Here is a 15,267-nt window from a genome sequence, read left to right as displayed (position 1 = left end):
GGGCCGGGCACCCCCTAGGCTCGCCGCCATGACCGAACTCCTCACCCCGCGCCTGCGGTTGCGCTCCTGGCAGCCCTCCGATCTGACCCTGCTGACCGCCCTCAACGCCGATCCGGAGGTGATGCGCTTCATCGGCGACGGCTCGGTGTTCACCCCGGAGCAGAGCGAGCAGCAGTGGCTGCGCATCCAACGGCTCTGGGACGAGCGGGGGTTCGGGATCCACCCGGTGGAGCTGCGGGAGAGCGGGGAGTTCCTGGGCTGGGTCGGGCTGGCCGTCCCCGCGTTCCTGCCGGAGATCCTGCCCGCCGTGGAGATCGGCTGGCGCCTGGCCCGGCCGGCCTGGGGCCACGGCTACGCGACCGAGGCCGCGCAGGCCGTGCTCGCCCGTGCCTTCGACGAGCTGGGGCTGGAGCGGATCGTGAGCATCTGCCACGTGGACAACCACGCCTCGGCCAACGTGATGACCAAGCTCGGCCTGACCCTCGACCGCCGCACCACCGTGCCGAGCCACGGTGGTGCGGTGAAGGTGCTGGCGCTGACCGCCGAGGAGTACCGCTCAGGTCGAGGCCAGCGCCTCGGTGGGGGTCAGTCGTGAGGCGCGGATCGAGGGGTAGACGCCTGCCACCACGCCGACCAGGACCGCCCCGCCGATGCCGCCGAACAGCACCGGGAGCGGGATGACCAGCGGCCAGCCCTGGGAGGCGGTGTAGCCGAAGGTCGCCAGGGCGCCGATGGCGGTGCCGGCGATGCCACCGAGCCCCGACAGCGCCACCGACTCGGTGAGGAACTGGCCGCGGATCTGCCCCCGGTTGGCGCCCAGGGCCCGGCGCAGTCCGATCTCCTTGCGTCGCTCCAGCACCGAGATGACCATGGTGTTGGCGACGCCGATCCCCCCGACCAGCAGGGCCACGCCCGCGAGGCCGAGGAACAGGGCGGAGAAGGCGGTCTGGGTCTCCCGTTTCGCGGCCAGCGCGTCGGAGGGCCGGCTGACCTGCACCAGTCCCGGCTGCTGTGGATCGATGGTGGCGGGCATCACCGCGCGGACCGCTTCGATCTGCGACTCCTGGGACTGGACGTAGATCACCGTGGGGTTGCCGTCGAAGCCCAGCTGGGCCTTGGCCGCGTCCCAGCCGACCAGGACCGAGTGGTCGATGTCCGGCGCCAGCGGCACCGGGGCGAGGATCCCGATGACGGTGAACCAGCGGTTGCCGAGGTAGACCTGCGGGCCGGGCCCGCCGGGCGGCAGCGCGGTGATGCCGAGCCGGGTCGCAGCGGCGGCACCCAGCACCGTGGTGGGGAACTTCTCGGTGGCCGCGTCCAGGAAACGGCCCGTCCGGACCGTGCCGTTGACCGCCTGCAGCAGGTTCAGCCTGCTGGCCAGGACGGCGAGGCCGGTGTCGTGGTCGGGGTCGATCCGGTCGGAGCGGGCGACGGTGGTCTGGGTGTTGGCGACCGCGCTGGCGATGGTCACCGGGCCGATCCGGGCGACCATGTCCGGCGATTCGGGCGGGAAGACCACCGGCGGGTTCTGGCCGGGATTGGCCGTGGCCTGCAGCATGTTGGTGCCCAGCGCCGACAGCCGCACCAGCAGGGCCTTCTGGCTGGACGCCGGGATGCCCATGACGATGATCATCGTGGCGATCCCGATGGAGATGCCCAGGGCCGACAGCGCCGCCCGCGCCTTGCGGGTGCGGATGCCCAGCAGTCCGAGGCCGAGGACGTCGGCCGGGGCCAGCCGCACCGGCTTGGTCCGGTCCGCGACGGACCGGTGAGTGCCGCCGTTGCTCATGCGCCGACCCCGGTGCGGCGGTCGGACACCAGGTGCCCGTCCAGGATCTCGATCTGACGTGGCATCAGTTCGGCGATGCCCCGGTCGTGGGTGATGATCGCGATGGTGGTTCCCTCGTCGTTCAGCTTGGTCAGCAGCGTCAGGACCGCTCGGCCGTTGGCCGTGTCCAGGGCGCCGGTGGGCTCGTCCGCGAGCACCAGGGCGGGTTCGTTGACCAGCGCGCGGGCGATCGCCACCCGCTGTCGCTCGCCACCGGAGAGCTGGTGCGGCAGGTGTCCGACGCGGTGGGCCAGTCCGACCCGGCCCAGTGCGTCCAGGGCCAGCGGGCCCCGCCGGCGGCGCGGCACTCCGGCGTAGAGCAGCCCGGTGGCGACGTTCTCCGCGGCGCTGAGTCCGTCCGTGAGGTGGAACTGCTGGAACACGAATCCCAGCCAGCGTCCGCGCAGCGCGGACAGCCGGCGGTCGGAGAGCCGGGCGATGTCGTGGCCGCCGATCTCCACCGTGCCGCTGGTCGGCCGGTCCAGGGTGCCCATGATGTTGAGCAGGGTGGACTTGCCCGAGCCGGACGGTCCGACGATGGCCAGCAGTTCACCCTCGTCGATGGTCAGCGAGACGTCGTCCAGGGCCTTGACGCCGCCCGGATAGGCCATTCCGGCCCCGCGCACCGCAAGCACCGCGGTCATGAGGTGGTCACCACCTCGGTGCCCGCCGCGATGCCGTTCCCGGTGATCGCCACCATGCCCTTGGCGAACATGCCGGTCTGGACCGCCACCAGCCCGCCGCCCTTCAGCTGCACGGCGTAGCCGCCGCCGCTGAGCGCGAGCAGCGAGCCGACCGGAACGGCCAGCACCCCGGTCGCGGTCGCGGAGACGAAGGCCACCTGGACGGTGGCCGAGTCGAAGTTCTTCACCTTCGAGGGGTCGTCGACGGCCACGGTCACGTCGACGGTGGGCGGGGTGTTGAGTCCGGCGCCCGTACCGGAGGTGCCCTTGGCGCTCCCCTGGACGGCGGTGCCGATGCCGCTGACCGTGCCCGGTGTCGTCGAGCTGTCGGGCAGGCTGACGGTGACCTTGTCGCCCTGCTTGATCGAACCGACGTTGGCCGGGTCCACCGGCACGGTCACCACCTTGTCGGTCGGCGTGACCGACATCAGTGCCTCGGCCCCCTGCTCGCCGAGCTGCGTCTGCAGGGAGCCGACCCGGATCGCGCCCGGCAGGACCACCACGTCGCCGATCCCGAGACTTCCGGTCGGCTGCAGGCCGGCGTCCTTCTGCCAGTGCTTGACCGCGGCGATCAGGGAGGTGGTGACGACCCCGTCGCCCGTCCCCACCGTGACCTGGGTCGGCGCCGCGGGCGTGCTGCTGCCCGCGGCCGGGGCGGTGGCCGGGGCCGTCGGCCCGCCGGCGGGCGCTCCCGTGCTGCCCGCGGTCGCAGGTGCACTCGGCCCGCCGGAGGGGCTCGTGCTGCTCCCGGCGGCAGGGGCCGCCGGTGCTCCGCCGCCCTTCGGCGAGGGTGCACCGCCGCCGGATCCCGGGTCGGCCGCGGGCTGGGTGATCACGGTGCCGACCTTCGGCTGCGTCCCCACGTCGTAGCCGAGCGCCTGCAGGTTGCTCGCGACCACTTGGACGTCGCGGCCCACCAGGCCGGGCTTGTCGAGGGTGCGGAAGAGCGGGGTGCCGCCGTAGAAGAGCGGCACCGGCTGGTCGTTCACCCGGTACAGCTGCTGCCCCCTGGTCACGGTGGTGCCCGCGGCGGGCAGCGCGGTGATGATGCCCTGCTTGGCGCCCATCAGGGTCTGGGGCGTGCCGAATCCCAGGGTGCCGCTCAGGGTCTGGGAGTTCGACAGGTCCGTCCTGACCACGGCGACCGTCTGCACCTGCGCGCTGCTGCTCGCGGCCTTGGCCGGCCTGGCATGGCCGCGCAGCCCCACCGCGCCCGCCCCGATGCCGCAGACCGTCACGACGAGGGCGACGGTGACGACCACGCGCCGCCTGCGGCTGCGCCGCGCGGGCGGATCGGCGGCGGTGGCGTCCTCGGTGCCGGCGCGAGCGGCGTCAGTGCCCGCTGCCACTGAACGCCTCCATCTTGCAGGCCGAGATCACCTGGGTCTGCTGCGCCTGGGGCATCGTGGGCTGCCCGTCGAAGCTCCAGCCGCTGTCCCCGCTGCCGGGCGTGCCGTAGGCCTTGACCTTCAGCCCCTTGCTGTTGATGCAGTTGACCCAGGCGCTGAAGTCGGCGCTGTAGTTCGGGTTGAGCTTCGGATCCGTCTCCGGCGGCATCAGCGGCATCCTGGACTGGCAGGCGGTGAGGGCGGACTGGGGGATCGAGGTGCCCGGGGGCGGCTGCTTCTGGACGGGCTGTCCGGGGTAGCCGATCCCGCCGGTCAGCGGGACTCCGTTGTCGCCCAGGCAGTTGTAGTAGCCCGTCCAGAGCTGCACGTCGTGCTCGGGAGTGTCGTCCAGCCGCTCCTGGGGGCGGTCGGCGCTGGACGCGGGGGACGGCGCACCGGAGGCCGCCCCCGTCGCGGGGGACGCGCCCGCGGTGGGGGAGGCACCCGCGACAGGGTCCGCGCCCGCGGCGGGGTCCGCGCCCGCGGCGGGCCGGCTCGGCGCCGCGGCACTCGGCAGCGAGGCCACGGCGGCGCCCTGTGCGCTGCTCCGCGCACCCGAGCCGGACCCGCACGCCGTCAACGCGGCCAGCGGGAGCAGAGTCGCGGCGGCGAGCACCGCGGTCCGCAGCAGCCGGCGCTCCGCGCGCCGGGAACGATCATCAGTTGGCTTCGGCATGGCTGCGATGATCGCCAACGGATGTGTGGAACCTGTCAGGATGTCTTTCGATTCCGGTGCCGTGACCTGACGCGAGGTCACGGCACGGGGCACCACAGCGGCCCACCTATGATCGAACGCGTGAGCGCATATGTGCTGGTGGCCGAGGACGACCCGAAGCAGGCCGAGCTGGTCCGCCGTTACCTGGAGCTGGAGGGTCACACCGCCGCCGTCGTCCACGACGGACGCGCGGCCCTCGACGAGGTGCGGCGACGCGAACCGGACCTGCTGATCGTCGATGTGATGATGCCCCGGGTCGACGGCCTCGACGTGTGCCGCATCCTGCGCCGCGAGTCCGAGCTCCCGATCCTGGTGCTGACCGCCCGTTCCGCCGAGGACGACCTGCTGCTCGGGCTCGACCTGGGCGCCGACGACTACATGACCAAGCCGTTCAGCCCCCGTGAACTCATGGCCCGGGTGCGGGTCCTGCTGCGGCGCACGCAGCGGGCGCAGGTCCGCGGCACGGACGACCGGGTGCTGCGGGTCGGCGACCTCACGGTGGACCCCGACCGCCACGAGGTCCGCGTCGCCGGCACCCTCGTCCCGTGCACACCAGGGGAGTTCGACCTGCTCGCCACCCTGGCCCCGCACCCCGAGCAGGTCTTCAGCCGGGCGCAACTCCTCGGCGGCGCCAGCGGGTTCGGCTCCTACACCTCCGAGCGCACCGTCGACGTGCACATCATGAACCTGCGGCGGAAGATCGAACCCGATCCCCGGCACCCGGTGCGCCTGCTGACCGTCTTCGGCGTCGGCTACAAGCTCACCGACGGCACGGGAGGGCGCCGCCATGCGCCGTAGGGTGCCGCTGCGCAAGAGCCTGCTGGTCCGGCTGCTGGCCGCCTCGATCCTGGTCGCCGTCTGCTCGGTGGCGGCCACCGCCTGGCTGGCGGTGAACACCACCTCGCACGAGATCCAGCAGGAACAGGTCCAGACCCTGTCCGACGACGCCGGCATCTACGAGACCCTGCTCGGCTACGCGGCGACCCACCAGAACTGGGACGGCGCCGGCCCCGTGCTGGCGGACCTGGCCAGGCGCACCGGCCGTCACATCGCCCTGACCGGCCAGAGCCGCCAGCCCATCGGCGACTCCGCCGCCCCGCCCGCCTCGCCGGTCCCGTCCAAGGCGTCGGCGGTGATCGACCCGCTCGACGTGGACCAGACGCTGGCACCGGGCGGCACCACCACCCGCATCGACCCGCGCGCCGTCGGGCCGTTCGCCCTCACCCCGGACGAACGCGCCCAGCTGCGCGCCCAGGCCGGCGCGACCGCGGACTGCCTGCGCACCCGCGGATTCGCCGCCGAGACCGGCACCGACCCGAGCGGCCGACCGAACGTGACCGTCGCCGGACCGACCCCGGACGACGGGACCGCCGCCGCCTGTGCCCTCCCCCAGCTGTCCGCACCCACCCCGACCGAGCAGCAGGCCCTGAGCAGGCTCGGCGAGCTGGTCGACGCCTGTCTGTCGCCCGAGGGGCTGGGGCCGGTCAAGCTCGGCATCGACCCCAGCGGAGTCGTGCCGGGCCCCCAGGTGCAGGGCGCCGGTCGGCCCCCGGCGAGCAGCGTCATCCCGCCCGGCCCGGTCGTCTCCCCCGCCGCCCCCAGCGCCCCGGCCGCCACGCCCGCGCCCCGGCCGAACCCGAGCGCCGAGCGGGACGACCAGGCCGTGGCGGCCTGTGTCGACTCCAGCCGCCGCCAGCAGCTCGCTCCCTATGTCGCCCCCGCCGCACTGCTGTTCATCAGCGACAGCAGCGGAACCACCGCCCCCGCCTTCCACCTGACCCGGGCCGGCACGCTGCGCATCGCCGGTGTCAGCGGCCTGGTCCTGGCCCTGACCGTGGCGCTCTCGGTCCTCCTCGCCACCCGGCTGGTCCGGCCGCTGCGCGCGCTGACCGACGCCGCCCAGCACCCCACCGAGCCGCACGCCCGCGTCCCGGTGACCGGCGACGACGAGATCGGCTACCTGGCCGCCGCGTTCAACGACCTCTCCGAACGCCGCGAGCGGATCGAGGAGCAGCGCAAAGCGATGGTCAGCGACGTCGCGCACGAACTGCGCACCCCGCTCAGCAACATCCGGGGCTGGCTGGAGGCCACCCAGGACGGCGTGGCCGTCCCGGACCAGGCGTTGATCGCCTCGCTGCTGGAGGAGGCCCTGCTGCTGCAGCACATCATCGACGATCTGCGGGACCTGGCGGCGGCCGACGCGGGCAGCTTCCGCCTGCACCGCGAGCCGGTCCGGATCGCCGAACTCCTCGACCAGGTCGCCGAGGCCCACCGGGCCCGGGCCGAGGCCGCCGGCGTGCTGCTGAGCGTGCCGCCCGCGGACGGCGGGACCGAGCTGGTGGCCGATCCGGTGCGGCTGCGCCAAGCCGTCGGCAACCTGGTGGACAACGCCGTGCGGCACACCCCGCGCGGCGGGAGCGTCACGGTGGGCGCCCGCCCGGCGGGCGATGAGCTGCTCATCGAGGTGGCGGACACCGGCACGGGCATCGCCGCGGCGGAACTGCCGCACGTCTTCGACCGGTTCTGGCGGGCCGAGAAGTCCCGCAGCCGGCAGACCGGCGGCAGCGGCCTGGGGCTGGCCATCGTGCGCCAGCTCGCACACGCCCACGGCGGCACGGTGACCGCGACCAGCCGGCCCGGCGAAGGCGCGGTCTTCACCCTGCGGCTGCCGAGGACGCCGGCGAGCGCCACGGACTGACCGACTCCCCCGGCGGCTCAGTCCCGGCCGGCCAGCTCCGCCACCGCCCGCCGCCGGACCTCGGCCACCGCGGCGGCGCCGCCGAAGGCCTCGGTCACCTGGATCAGCCAGTCCGCCTCGGCGTCCACCGTGCCCGCACCGGGCACCGGCTGGGTCACGCAGGCCGCGGCCGCCGTGGTGTCGCGGGCCCGGCGGCCCGCCCGCCCCGCCTCCAGTGCCGCCGCCAGGGTGGCCGCCTCCACCAGCGCACCGTGCGGCGGGCCGCCGACCGCCTGGGTCACCCAGCCCGCCACCTCGGGGTGGACGTAGGGGCGCAGCGCCAGCTGCCCGTCGCGGATCTCGATGATCCGCCGGTAGAGCGCGAACTCCGCGTCCCGCAGCGCGGGCCGCCGCCCGGCGCCGGCTCCCTCGCCCAGCGCGATGCCGGGCACCGCCGAGTGCAGCGCCGACCAGAGCGGCTCCAGCGCGGTGTAGCGGCGGCGGGCCCGCAGCCAGCGGGCGGGGGCGGTGATCCGCGCACCCCAGCGGGTGCCGCCCCAGACGGTGGCGGTGGCGCCGCTGACGGTCAGTCCGGTGCAGAGCGCGCCGAGGATGTTGGAGAGGGTGTCCTCGCTGTCGCTCTGGCTGCCGTGGACGATCAGCCGCACCGCGTCGTCCAGCGCCCACAGGCTCCACAGCGCACCGACCGCCGCCGCCAGCGTCATCAGCCGCAGGCCGGTGCGCAGCAGGTTGCCGGCCGCCAGCCGGGTCTGGTGGGTCAGCACGCCGCCGAGCACCAGCAGGCAGCTCACCGAGTAGCCCGCGAACAGCAGGTTGTAGCCGACCAGGAACCAGCGGCCGTCGCCGTGCACCATCAACTGCCCACCGTGGTGGGAGGCATCGGCACCGCAGAAGAGCAGCACCAGGCAGAGCGGCACCACCGTGGCCGGCACCGACCAGCGGCGCAGCCGGGCCCGCACCACCAGCGGGTCGCTGCCGCGGGCCTGGAGCAGCAGCGCGACCAGCACCAGCAGGCTCACCGCGCCGATCTTCATCACGTCGCCGACCAGCAGCAGCAGTCCGGAGCCGATGCCGGTGGGGCCGGTGGCGGCCACCAGGCCGGGTGCCCGGGTCACCAGCGCCACGCCCATGCAGAACGCGAAGCCGCAGGCGTAGCGCTGCACCAGGTCGCCACGGTTGGCGCGGACGGCGGCCAGGCGCTGGCCCGCGAAGCCGAGCAGCAGCGCGGCGGCGCTGTACGCCGCGAGGTCGGCCGGACCGAGCTCAGCCACGGCCCGCCCCCGGACCGGCCGGCCGGCCGGCCGTCGGCTCCGGGCCGCCCGCGCCGAAGACGGAGTCCGACCAGGAGCCGGGCGTGCCGCCGGCGTCGAGCACCGCGCGGTGCAGGATCAGCGAGGCGACCAGCTCCGCCTCGCGCTCCTGCGGTTCGGAGTAGACCGTGCGCCCCAGCACCCGCTGCACCAGGCTGCCGTTCAGGTGCGGCAGCAGGGTCTGGGTGGCGGGCGCGCTCTCGTGGTGACGGCAGATCAGGTGCGCGGCCTCGTGCAGCAGGATGTGCTGCTGGTGCAGCGGCGTGGTGTCGGCGGCGTACAGGATGCAGTCGGCCTCGTCGGTGGTGACCAGCAGGCCGCACGGCAGGTTCGGCCGCCCGCTGACCGGGATCAGCTCGATCGGCCGCCCCCGCTGCTCGGCCAGCCCGGCGATGAACCGCACGGCGTCGAACGGAGCGGGTAGCTCCAGCGCGTCGACCGTCTGCTGACATCGCTGCCAGGTCCTGCCACGCCGCGTCCGCCACCCGATCCGCACCGCGCATCCTCTCTTGGAGCCGCCGGACCCGCGCAGGCCCGTGCAGGTCCGGTCCCCCCGGCGCGGTCGGCCGGCGGGGACCGTCTCACCCTCTCCCGCCGCCCTCGCGCCGGGCGATCACGTCGATCAGGTCGTTGATCGTCCCCACGCCCTCCGGCGAGAGGTTGACCGCCCGCAGCGCCATGCTGCGGACCCCGGCGTCGCGCAGCGCGCCGAGCAGTTCGAGCTCCTGGGCGATGGCTGCACCCTGGTCGTCGTCGAAGAAGTAGGCCACCGGGACCTGGAAGAACTGGGCCAGCGCCTCCAGGTGGCGCTTGGTCGGGTTGTCCCGGCGCCCGGTGCGCAGCTGCCAGAGATAGGTGGCCGAGAAGCTCTCGCCGGTCGCCTCCCGACAGGCCTTGGCGACCTCCTCGTGGCTGTACTGCTCGCGGTTGGACCGGCGGACGACGCGGAAGAGGCCGTCGATCTTGTCGGCCAGCGTCGTAGCCCCGATCACGGCACCCGGTGCCGCACCCTCGGCTTCCGTCATCCCACACCTCCCGGTCCGCCCGGCGCGCGCGGACCCGACATCAGTGGCGTTCATCCTAGTTCACGCCGTGACCCGCTGTCAGCGCACCGCTTCGCATCCGATCCAGAGCGCTGCCCGCCGACCGGCTGCGGGACAAAGAAGTTGATCGGTCATCCACCCAGGGCCTGTGCCGGCCCGCGGGTCCGCCGGGTCGACCGCCCGCCACCCTTGCCAGCGGCCACCGATGGGAGTTGGATGACCGGTATCGGGTCAGTTGCGCCGATTGCTCCGACCGGCGCCTGCCCCGGGCCCGAGGAGTGTCGCCATGATCACTGAACTGGCTGTGGAGCACGTCGAGTTCACCTGCGGACACTGCTGGCACCAGTGGAGCGCCGACTACGACGTCCAGCACTACCGTGACGAGAGCGGAGCCGACTGGGAGAGCTTCTCCCGCGCCGGCATCCCGGCCGACTCCCCCTATTCGACGGACGGCGCGCCCGCCTGCCCCGAGTGCCACCGGCACTGGCTCGGCCACCTGGCCGGCCGCCACCTGCTCCCGCTGCCCACCGCGCAGTAGGGGCCCGGCGGCGCAGCGGTAGCCGCCCGGTGACGCAACGGACGCGCCCGTCACCGGGCGCGTCCGTCACCGGGCGCTTCGCCTGCCGAAGGCCTCAGACGCCGACCGCCGCCTCCTCCTCTTCCTCGATCTCCTCCTCGACCGCCGCGGCCGACACCGCGGCCGGGGTGGCCGGCGCCGCCGCCGGGTGCCGCCGCTCGAAGCGGGCCGCACCGGCCAGCGCGAGCAGTCCGGCCGCCAGCCAGAGCACCAGCGAGAGCACCCGGCCGCCCAGGCCCGCGCCGCCGTCGAAGTACAGGACGCTGCGCACCCCCTCCACGAACCCGGCGCCGTTCCAGAAGTGGTGCAGCACGCCGAACATCCCGGGCTGCAGGTCGGGGCGGAAGATGCCGCCGGAGCTGGTGAAGTTGAGCATCACGAAGAGCACCATCAGGGTCAGCGTGGTCCAGCGCCGCAGGAAGGTGTGCAGGCCGATCCCGAGCAGCACGATGCCCGCCGAGTAGAGCCAGGCCAGTGCCCAGACGGCCGCGTAGTCGTGGTCCACCACATGGAAGACCGGCCCGGCGGTGACGATCCCGATCACGCTGACCACCAGTGCGGTGACCACCCCGACCGCCGCCCGCAGCCGCACGCTCAGCGCGGCCCCGGCCGCGCCGATCACCGCCACGCTGCCGTAGGAGCCGATGCTCAGCGCCACCAGCAGGAAGAAGACCCCCTGCCCGGTCGGGTCGCCCGGCGCGGTCGGCACCAGGTCGGTGACCTGGAGCGGGCTGCCCTGGGCGGCCGTGACCTGGCGGAACACCTGCTCGGCCGCGGTCGCGGAGGTGTCCGAGCCGGCGGTGGCGACCAGCAGTTGCGGGCTCTTCTGGTCCGGCAGGAAGGCACCGACCAGGTCCCGGTCGCGCAGCTGCTGCTCGGCCGCCGCCCGGGTCGGCACGCTGCTGACGTCCAGCGCCGGGCCCGCCTTGGCCTGGATGCCCCGGGTCAGGGCGAGGGCCTGCGGCGACTGGCCGACCACCGCGACCTTGAGGTGGTGCGGGGTGGGCTGGTGGAAGGCGCCCTGGTAGGCGAGCGCCATGCCCAGGCACATCAGCAGCGGGGTGAGCAGGTGGGTGGCGAGGTGGCGCAGCGTGTGCCGCAGGTCGGGTGTGCTGGTCATGACGGTGAGCAACCCTTCTGGCGAGAAAGCTAGGTGGTAAATGCAACCGATAGTCCGCATGAGCCGTTGGTTTTTACAACTCATCTTGATGCACTTTACAACCAAACACTCGACGAGCCTATTCCTCGCCCACCCTGCGGCCACGCGTGCGGCGGCCGGCGTGCGGCGTGCGGCGTGCGGCGTCCGGCGTCCGGCGTCCGGCGTCCGGCGGCTACGGCACCACGGTGACCGGCCAGCGTCCGGCCCGCACCAGCCGCACCGCCAGCGACCCGATCAGCCGGTGCCCGAGGTGCTCGGAGGCCCCCACCACCAGCGCGTCCGCCCGCACCTCGTCCGCGAACCGGGTGATCTCGGTGTACGGGTCCCCGGTGCGGGTGCAGAAGCGGATCGCCACCCCGCGGTCGCGGGCCGCCTGGTCGGCCAGCTCCTGCAGCAGCTTGGCGGTCTCCTCGGCGCCCTGCCGCAGCGCCAGCGCCGCCTCCGCACTGGTGCCGGCGAGCGCGCCGATCACCGGGACGTAGACCGCCAGCAGCTGGGCGTGCTGGCGCCGGGCCATCCCGGCCGCGTAGGCGCAGGCACGCAGCGAGGTCACCGAGCCGTCCACCGCCGCGACGATGGTGGTCGGGCCGTCGGTGCCGATTTCGAAGAGGTTCTCAGGCGCGGACATGGCCTCAGTATCGCCTGTCCACTCCTGGCACCCGAGCCCGCCCGGCCCCACCGGAGCCCAGGCTGGGCACGGCCGGGGGTGCGAAAATGGCCAGGCGGGCAGCGCCGCGGAGCGGATGGTCGACCATGGGCGAAGTCGAGCACGGCAGTGGGCAGGGCCGGAACCCCGACCCCTGGGGTGGTGCCGGTGCTGCCCCGACCCGCCCCGAGGCCCTGCTGATGCTCCCGATCGCCACCGCCCTGGTGCAGAGCGACGGCCGGATCCTGCACTGGAGCCACGACGCCGAGGAACTGCTCGGCTACTCCGCGAAGGAGGCGATCGGCGCCCCCGCCGCCCAGCTGCTGGTGCCCGAGGAGCTGCGCCCCCGGGTGCTCGCGCTCTTCGCCCACATCCTGGCCGGGCACGACTGGGCCGGGGTCTCCCCGGTGCGCCACCGCGACGGCCACCTGATCACCCTGGAGTTCCGCACCCACCTGCTGACCGCCCCCGACGGTCAGCCGCTGGTGCTGGCGCTGGCCGCCGACGTCACCTCGCTGCGCCGGATCCAGAGCGATCTCGCCATCCTGAACGGGTTCTTCACCCAGTCCCCGGTGGGCATGGCGGTCTACGACGACCGACTGCGCTTCGTGCGGCTCAACGAGGCACTGGCCGCCATCAACGGGCTGCCGGTGGCCGACCACCTGGGCCGGCGGATCACCGAGCTGCTGCCCGGACTCAACGCCGACGAGATCGAGACGGTGATGCGCCACGTGCTGACCACCGGCGAGCCGGTCCTGGACGCCCGCTCGCACGGCAGCACGCCCGGCGATCCCGGACACGAACACGCCTGGTCCGCCTCGTACTTCCGGCTCGAGGGACCGCCGGGCGAGGTGCTCGGGGTCAGCTCGACCGTGGTCGACGTCACCGGGCGCTACCTCGCGGAGTCGCGCGCCGCCAAGGCGCAGGAGCGGCTGGCCCTGCTGGTGGACGCGACCGCCTCGATCGGCACCACGCTGGACCTGCGCCGCACCGCCCGGGAGCTGGCCGAGGCGATGGTGCCCCGGGTGGCCGACCTGAGCGGGGTCTTCGTGCTGGAGCACCTGGTCAGCGGCGTACCGGAGGACGAGGACCAGGTCGCGCCCCGGGTGCGCCGCCTCGCCATCGCCAGCGCCGACCCGTCCTACCCGATCGAGATCCTGCCGGTGGACGAGGTCTACACCATCGCCGCCAGCTCCCCCTACGCCCGGGCGATGGACGGCGGACGCACCGTGGTGGTGCCCTCCTGGGACCTGCCGCCGCTGACCACCCGGCTGCGCGGCGACGCGCTGCGGGCCTTCCTCGGCCGCCGCTCGCGGTCGGTGCGGATCACCCCGCTGACCGCCCGCGGCACGGTGCTCGGCATGGTGGTCTACTCCCGGCGCGGCGAGCGCGAGTCGTTCGCCGAGGCGGACATCACGCTGGGCGACGAGCTGGCCTCCCGGGCGGCGGTGGCGATCGACAACGCCCGGCTGTTCACCCGCGAGCGGGAGGCCGCCGAGGACCGCCGCCGGGCGCTGGACGAGGTGCGCAGCGCCACCCAGCGCCTGGCGCTGCTCAACGAGGCCAGCTCGCGGATCGGCACCACGCTCGATCTGCCGCGCACGGCCGAGGAGTTGGTGGAGGTGGTGATACCCCGGTTCGCCGACTTCGTCACGGTGGACCTGCTGGACGCGGTGCTGGCCGGCGACGAGACGCCGACCGTGCCGCCCTCCGGCTCGGCCACCATGCGGGCGGTGGCGGTCGGCGAACTCGGTCCCGACGGCCTGCTGACCGGGGCGGCCGATCCGGTCGGCGGCACCTCCGAGTCGGCCAAGCTGTACGCGCAGAGCCTGCGCACCGGGCGCTCGATCCTGGTGGCGGAGGTGAACGAGGAGAACCTGGCGCTGATCGTGGCCTCCCCCGACCGGATCCAGCCGGCCCTCGACTCGGGCCTGCACTCCTACGTGATGGTCCCGCTGCTGGCCCGCGGGCGGGTGCTGGGCGGCGCGGAGTTCATGCGCCTGGGCAACCCCGAGCCGTTCACCCCCGCGGACGTGGCGCTGGCCGAGGAGCTGGCCGCGCGGGCCGCGGTCTGCATCGACAACGCCCGGCTCTACCGGCGCGAGCGGGACACCGCGCTGACCCTGCAGCGCAGCCTGCTGCCGCAGCGGGTGCACAACCCGCCGGGCCTGGAGATCGCCTACCGCTACCTGCCGGCCAGCCAGCTCAACGAGGTGGGCGGCGACTGGTTCGACGTGGTGCCGCTGTCCTGCGGCCGGGTGGCGCTGGTGGTCGGCGACGTCACCGGGCACGGGCTGCGCGCGGCTGCCACCATGGGCCAGTTGCGCACCGCGGCCCGCACGTTGATCACCCAGGACATGGACCCGGCCCGGGTGCTGCGACGCCTGGACGAGGCGGCGACCACCGCCGGCGACGGGTCGGACGAGGGCCAGTACGCGACCTGCGTCTGCGTGGTGCTCGACCCGGTGGACCGGGCCTGCACGGCCGCCTGCGCGGGCCACGTCCCGCCGCTGGTGACGGCGGCGGACGGTTCGCTGCGGGTGCTCGAGCTGCCCACCGGGGCGCCGCTGGGCGTGGGCGGGGTGCCGTTCGAGAGCGTGGAGTTCGAACTGCCCCCGCAGGGCCTGGTGGTGCTCTGCACCGACGGCCTGATCGAGCGGCGGGACCGCGACCTGGACGAGGGCATCGAGCTGCTGCGCGCCACGGTGGCCGCGCAGCACGGCGGGCTGGAGCGCTCCTGCGACGCGGTGCTCGCCTCGCTGGTCACCGGCTCCCGGGAGGACGACATCGCGGTGATCATGGCCCGCTCGCACCCGATCGGCCCGGACCAGCTCGCCATCCTGTCGTTGACCGGGGATCGTGCGATGGTCGGCCACGCCCGGCGGTTCGCCCGGCGCACGCTGTCCGCGTGGGGGCTGTCCGCGCTGACCGACCAGGCCGAGCTGCTGACCAGCGAGCTGATCACCAACGCCCTGGTGCACGCCGGGGCGCCGACCCAGCTGCGGCTCTTCCGCGACCACGTGCTCACCGTGGAGGTCTCCGACGTGGACAGCCACGCGCCGCGGCTTCGCCGGGCCCGTTCCGACGACGAGGGCGGGCGCGGGATGCACCTGGTCAACGAACTGGCGCACCGCTGGGGCAGCCGCAGCACCCGGCTCGGCAAGGCGGTCTGGTTCGAGCTGGAGCTGCCGATCGGCACCGCCGGCTGAGGGCGGGCGGG

General features: G+C 74.1%; 14 protein-coding genes. 5 read left to right on the top strand and 9 right to left on the bottom strand.

Annotated elements, in window-relative coordinates; all coding sequences use genetic code 11:
• Positions 1 to 28: 28 nt before the first annotated feature.
• Positions 29 to 595: a GNAT family N-acetyltransferase gene (locus OG294_RS31115; RefSeq protein ID WP_327069880.1), complete on the top strand. Its 567-nt coding sequence runs from the start codon at positions 29 to 31 to the stop codon at positions 593 to 595.
• Here the strand turns inward: OG294_RS31115 and OG294_RS31110 are convergent.
• From OG294_RS31110 to OG294_RS31095, 4 genes are read right to left on the bottom strand one after another with little or no spacing between them, the layout of a single operon-like run.
• Positions 557 to 1,789, bottom strand: coding sequence for an ABC transporter permease (locus tag OG294_RS31110; protein WP_327069879.1), 1,233 nt, complete (start codon positions 1,787 to 1,789; stop codon positions 557 to 559). The genes OG294_RS31115 and OG294_RS31110 overlap by 39 nt on opposite strands.
• Positions 1,786 to 2,472, bottom strand: a complete 687-nt coding sequence (locus OG294_RS31105) for an ABC transporter ATP-binding protein (RefSeq protein ID WP_327069878.1) — start codon at positions 2,470 to 2,472, stop codon at positions 1,786 to 1,788. The genes OG294_RS31110 and OG294_RS31105 overlap by 4 nt, the downstream gene beginning before the upstream one ends.
• Entirely contained in the window at positions 2,469 to 3,860 is a 1,392-nt protein-coding gene (locus OG294_RS31100; protein ID WP_327069877.1) for a peptidoglycan-binding protein, read from the bottom strand. The genes OG294_RS31105 and OG294_RS31100 overlap by 4 nt, the downstream gene beginning before the upstream one ends.
• Positions 3,844 to 4,575 (bottom strand): hypothetical protein, encoded by a 732-nt coding sequence (locus tag OG294_RS31095; protein WP_327069876.1) that lies wholly within the window; start codon positions 4,573 to 4,575, stop codon positions 3,844 to 3,846. The genes OG294_RS31100 and OG294_RS31095 overlap by 17 nt, the downstream gene beginning before the upstream one ends.
• A 120-nt stretch (positions 4,576 to 4,695) precedes the next feature.
• Here OG294_RS31095 and OG294_RS31090 point away from each other — a divergent pair, with 120 nt between their 5' ends.
• Positions 4,696 to 5,412, top strand: a complete 717-nt coding sequence (locus tag OG294_RS31090; RefSeq protein ID WP_327069875.1) for a response regulator transcription factor — start codon at positions 4,696 to 4,698, stop codon at positions 5,410 to 5,412.
• On the top strand, positions 5,402 to 7,312 hold the full coding sequence (locus OG294_RS31085) for a HAMP domain-containing sensor histidine kinase (protein WP_327069874.1): 1,911 nt from the start codon (positions 5,402 to 5,404) through the stop codon (positions 7,310 to 7,312). Before OG294_RS31090 ends, OG294_RS31085 begins: the two co-directional genes overlap by 11 nt.
• 17 nt (positions 7,313 to 7,329) lie before the next feature.
• On the opposite strand, the gene OG294_RS31080 is transcribed toward OG294_RS31085, so the two are convergent.
• From OG294_RS31080 to OG294_RS31070, 3 genes are all read right to left on the bottom strand, one after another.
• Positions 7,330 to 8,583, bottom strand: a complete 1,254-nt coding sequence (locus OG294_RS31080) for an MAB_1171c family putative transporter (RefSeq protein WP_327069873.1) — start codon at positions 8,581 to 8,583, stop codon at positions 7,330 to 7,332.
• Positions 8,576 to 9,118 carry a ParH-like protein gene (locus OG294_RS31075; protein ID WP_327069872.1) on the bottom strand — a complete coding sequence of 181 codons (543 nt, stop codon included), beginning with the start codon at positions 9,116 to 9,118 and terminating at the stop codon, positions 8,576 to 8,578. Before OG294_RS31075 ends, OG294_RS31080 begins: the two co-directional genes overlap by 8 nt.
• Positions 9,119 to 9,203: 85 nt before the next feature.
• Positions 9,204 to 9,647, bottom strand: a complete 444-nt coding sequence (locus OG294_RS31070; protein WP_327069871.1) for a helix-turn-helix domain-containing protein — start codon at positions 9,645 to 9,647, stop codon at positions 9,204 to 9,206.
• 304 nt (positions 9,648 to 9,951) lie between these two features.
• Between OG294_RS31070 and OG294_RS31065 the strand changes: the two genes are divergently transcribed.
• Positions 9,952 to 10,203 (top strand): hypothetical protein, encoded by a 252-nt coding sequence (locus OG294_RS31065; protein ID WP_327069870.1) that lies wholly within the window; start codon positions 9,952 to 9,954, stop codon positions 10,201 to 10,203.
• A gap of 94 nt (positions 10,204 to 10,297) precedes the next feature.
• Here OG294_RS31065 and OG294_RS31060 read toward each other — a convergent pair whose 3' ends face one another.
• The gene (locus tag OG294_RS31060) at positions 10,298 to 11,362 is read right to left on the bottom strand and encodes a hypothetical protein (protein ID WP_327069869.1); all 1,065 of its coding nucleotides are present in this window, start codon (positions 11,360 to 11,362) and stop codon (positions 10,298 to 10,300) included.
• A gap of 211 nt (positions 11,363 to 11,573) precedes the next feature.
• Positions 11,574 to 12,029 carry a universal stress protein gene (locus tag OG294_RS31055; protein ID WP_327069868.1) on the bottom strand — a complete coding sequence of 152 codons (456 nt, stop codon included), beginning with the start codon at positions 12,027 to 12,029 and terminating at the stop codon, positions 11,574 to 11,576.
• Between the two features lie 125 nt (positions 12,030 to 12,154).
• On the opposite strand from OG294_RS31055, the gene OG294_RS31050 reads away from it, so the two are divergent.
• Complete coding sequence (locus tag OG294_RS31050) at positions 12,155 to 15,256, top strand: SpoIIE family protein phosphatase (RefSeq protein ID WP_327069867.1); 3,102 nt, start codon at positions 12,155 to 12,157, stop codon at positions 15,254 to 15,256.
• Positions 15,257 to 15,267 lie beyond the last annotated feature (11 nt).

The organism is Kitasatospora sp. NBC_01302 (assembly GCF_035976515.1).
Lineage (GTDB): Bacteria > Actinomycetota > Actinomycetes > Streptomycetales > Streptomycetaceae > Kitasatospora.
This window is presented reverse-complemented; position numbering and strand designations above follow the sequence as displayed.

Coding starts and splice junctions, on each gene's coding strand:
- OG294_RS31095 (WP_327069876.1), bottom strand. CDS start 4,575: ATGCCGAAGCCAACTGATGATCGTTCCCGGCGCGCGGAGCGCCGGCTG.
- OG294_RS31060 (WP_327069869.1), bottom strand. CDS start 11,362: ATGACCAGCACACCCGACCTGCGGCACACGCTGCGCCACCTCGCCACC.
- OG294_RS31055 (WP_327069868.1), bottom strand. CDS start 12,029: ATGTCCGCGCCTGAGAACCTCTTCGAAATCGGCACCGACGGCCCGACC.
- OG294_RS31115 (WP_327069880.1), top strand. CDS start 29: ATGACCGAACTCCTCACCCCGCGCCTGCGGTTGCGCTCCTGGCAGCCC.
- OG294_RS31105 (WP_327069878.1), bottom strand. CDS start 2,472: ATGACCGCGGTGCTTGCGGTGCGCGGGGCCGGAATGGCCTATCCGGGC.
- OG294_RS31070 (WP_327069871.1), bottom strand. CDS start 9,647: ATGACGGAAGCCGAGGGTGCGGCACCGGGTGCCGTGATCGGGGCTACG.
- OG294_RS31065 (WP_327069870.1), top strand. CDS start 9,952: ATGATCACTGAACTGGCTGTGGAGCACGTCGAGTTCACCTGCGGACAC.
- OG294_RS31085 (WP_327069874.1), top strand. CDS start 5,402: ATGCGCCGTAGGGTGCCGCTGCGCAAGAGCCTGCTGGTCCGGCTGCTG.
- OG294_RS31050 (WP_327069867.1), top strand. CDS start 12,155: ATGGGCGAAGTCGAGCACGGCAGTGGGCAGGGCCGGAACCCCGACCCC.
- OG294_RS31110 (WP_327069879.1), bottom strand. CDS start 1,789: ATGAGCAACGGCGGCACTCACCGGTCCGTCGCGGACCGGACCAAGCCG.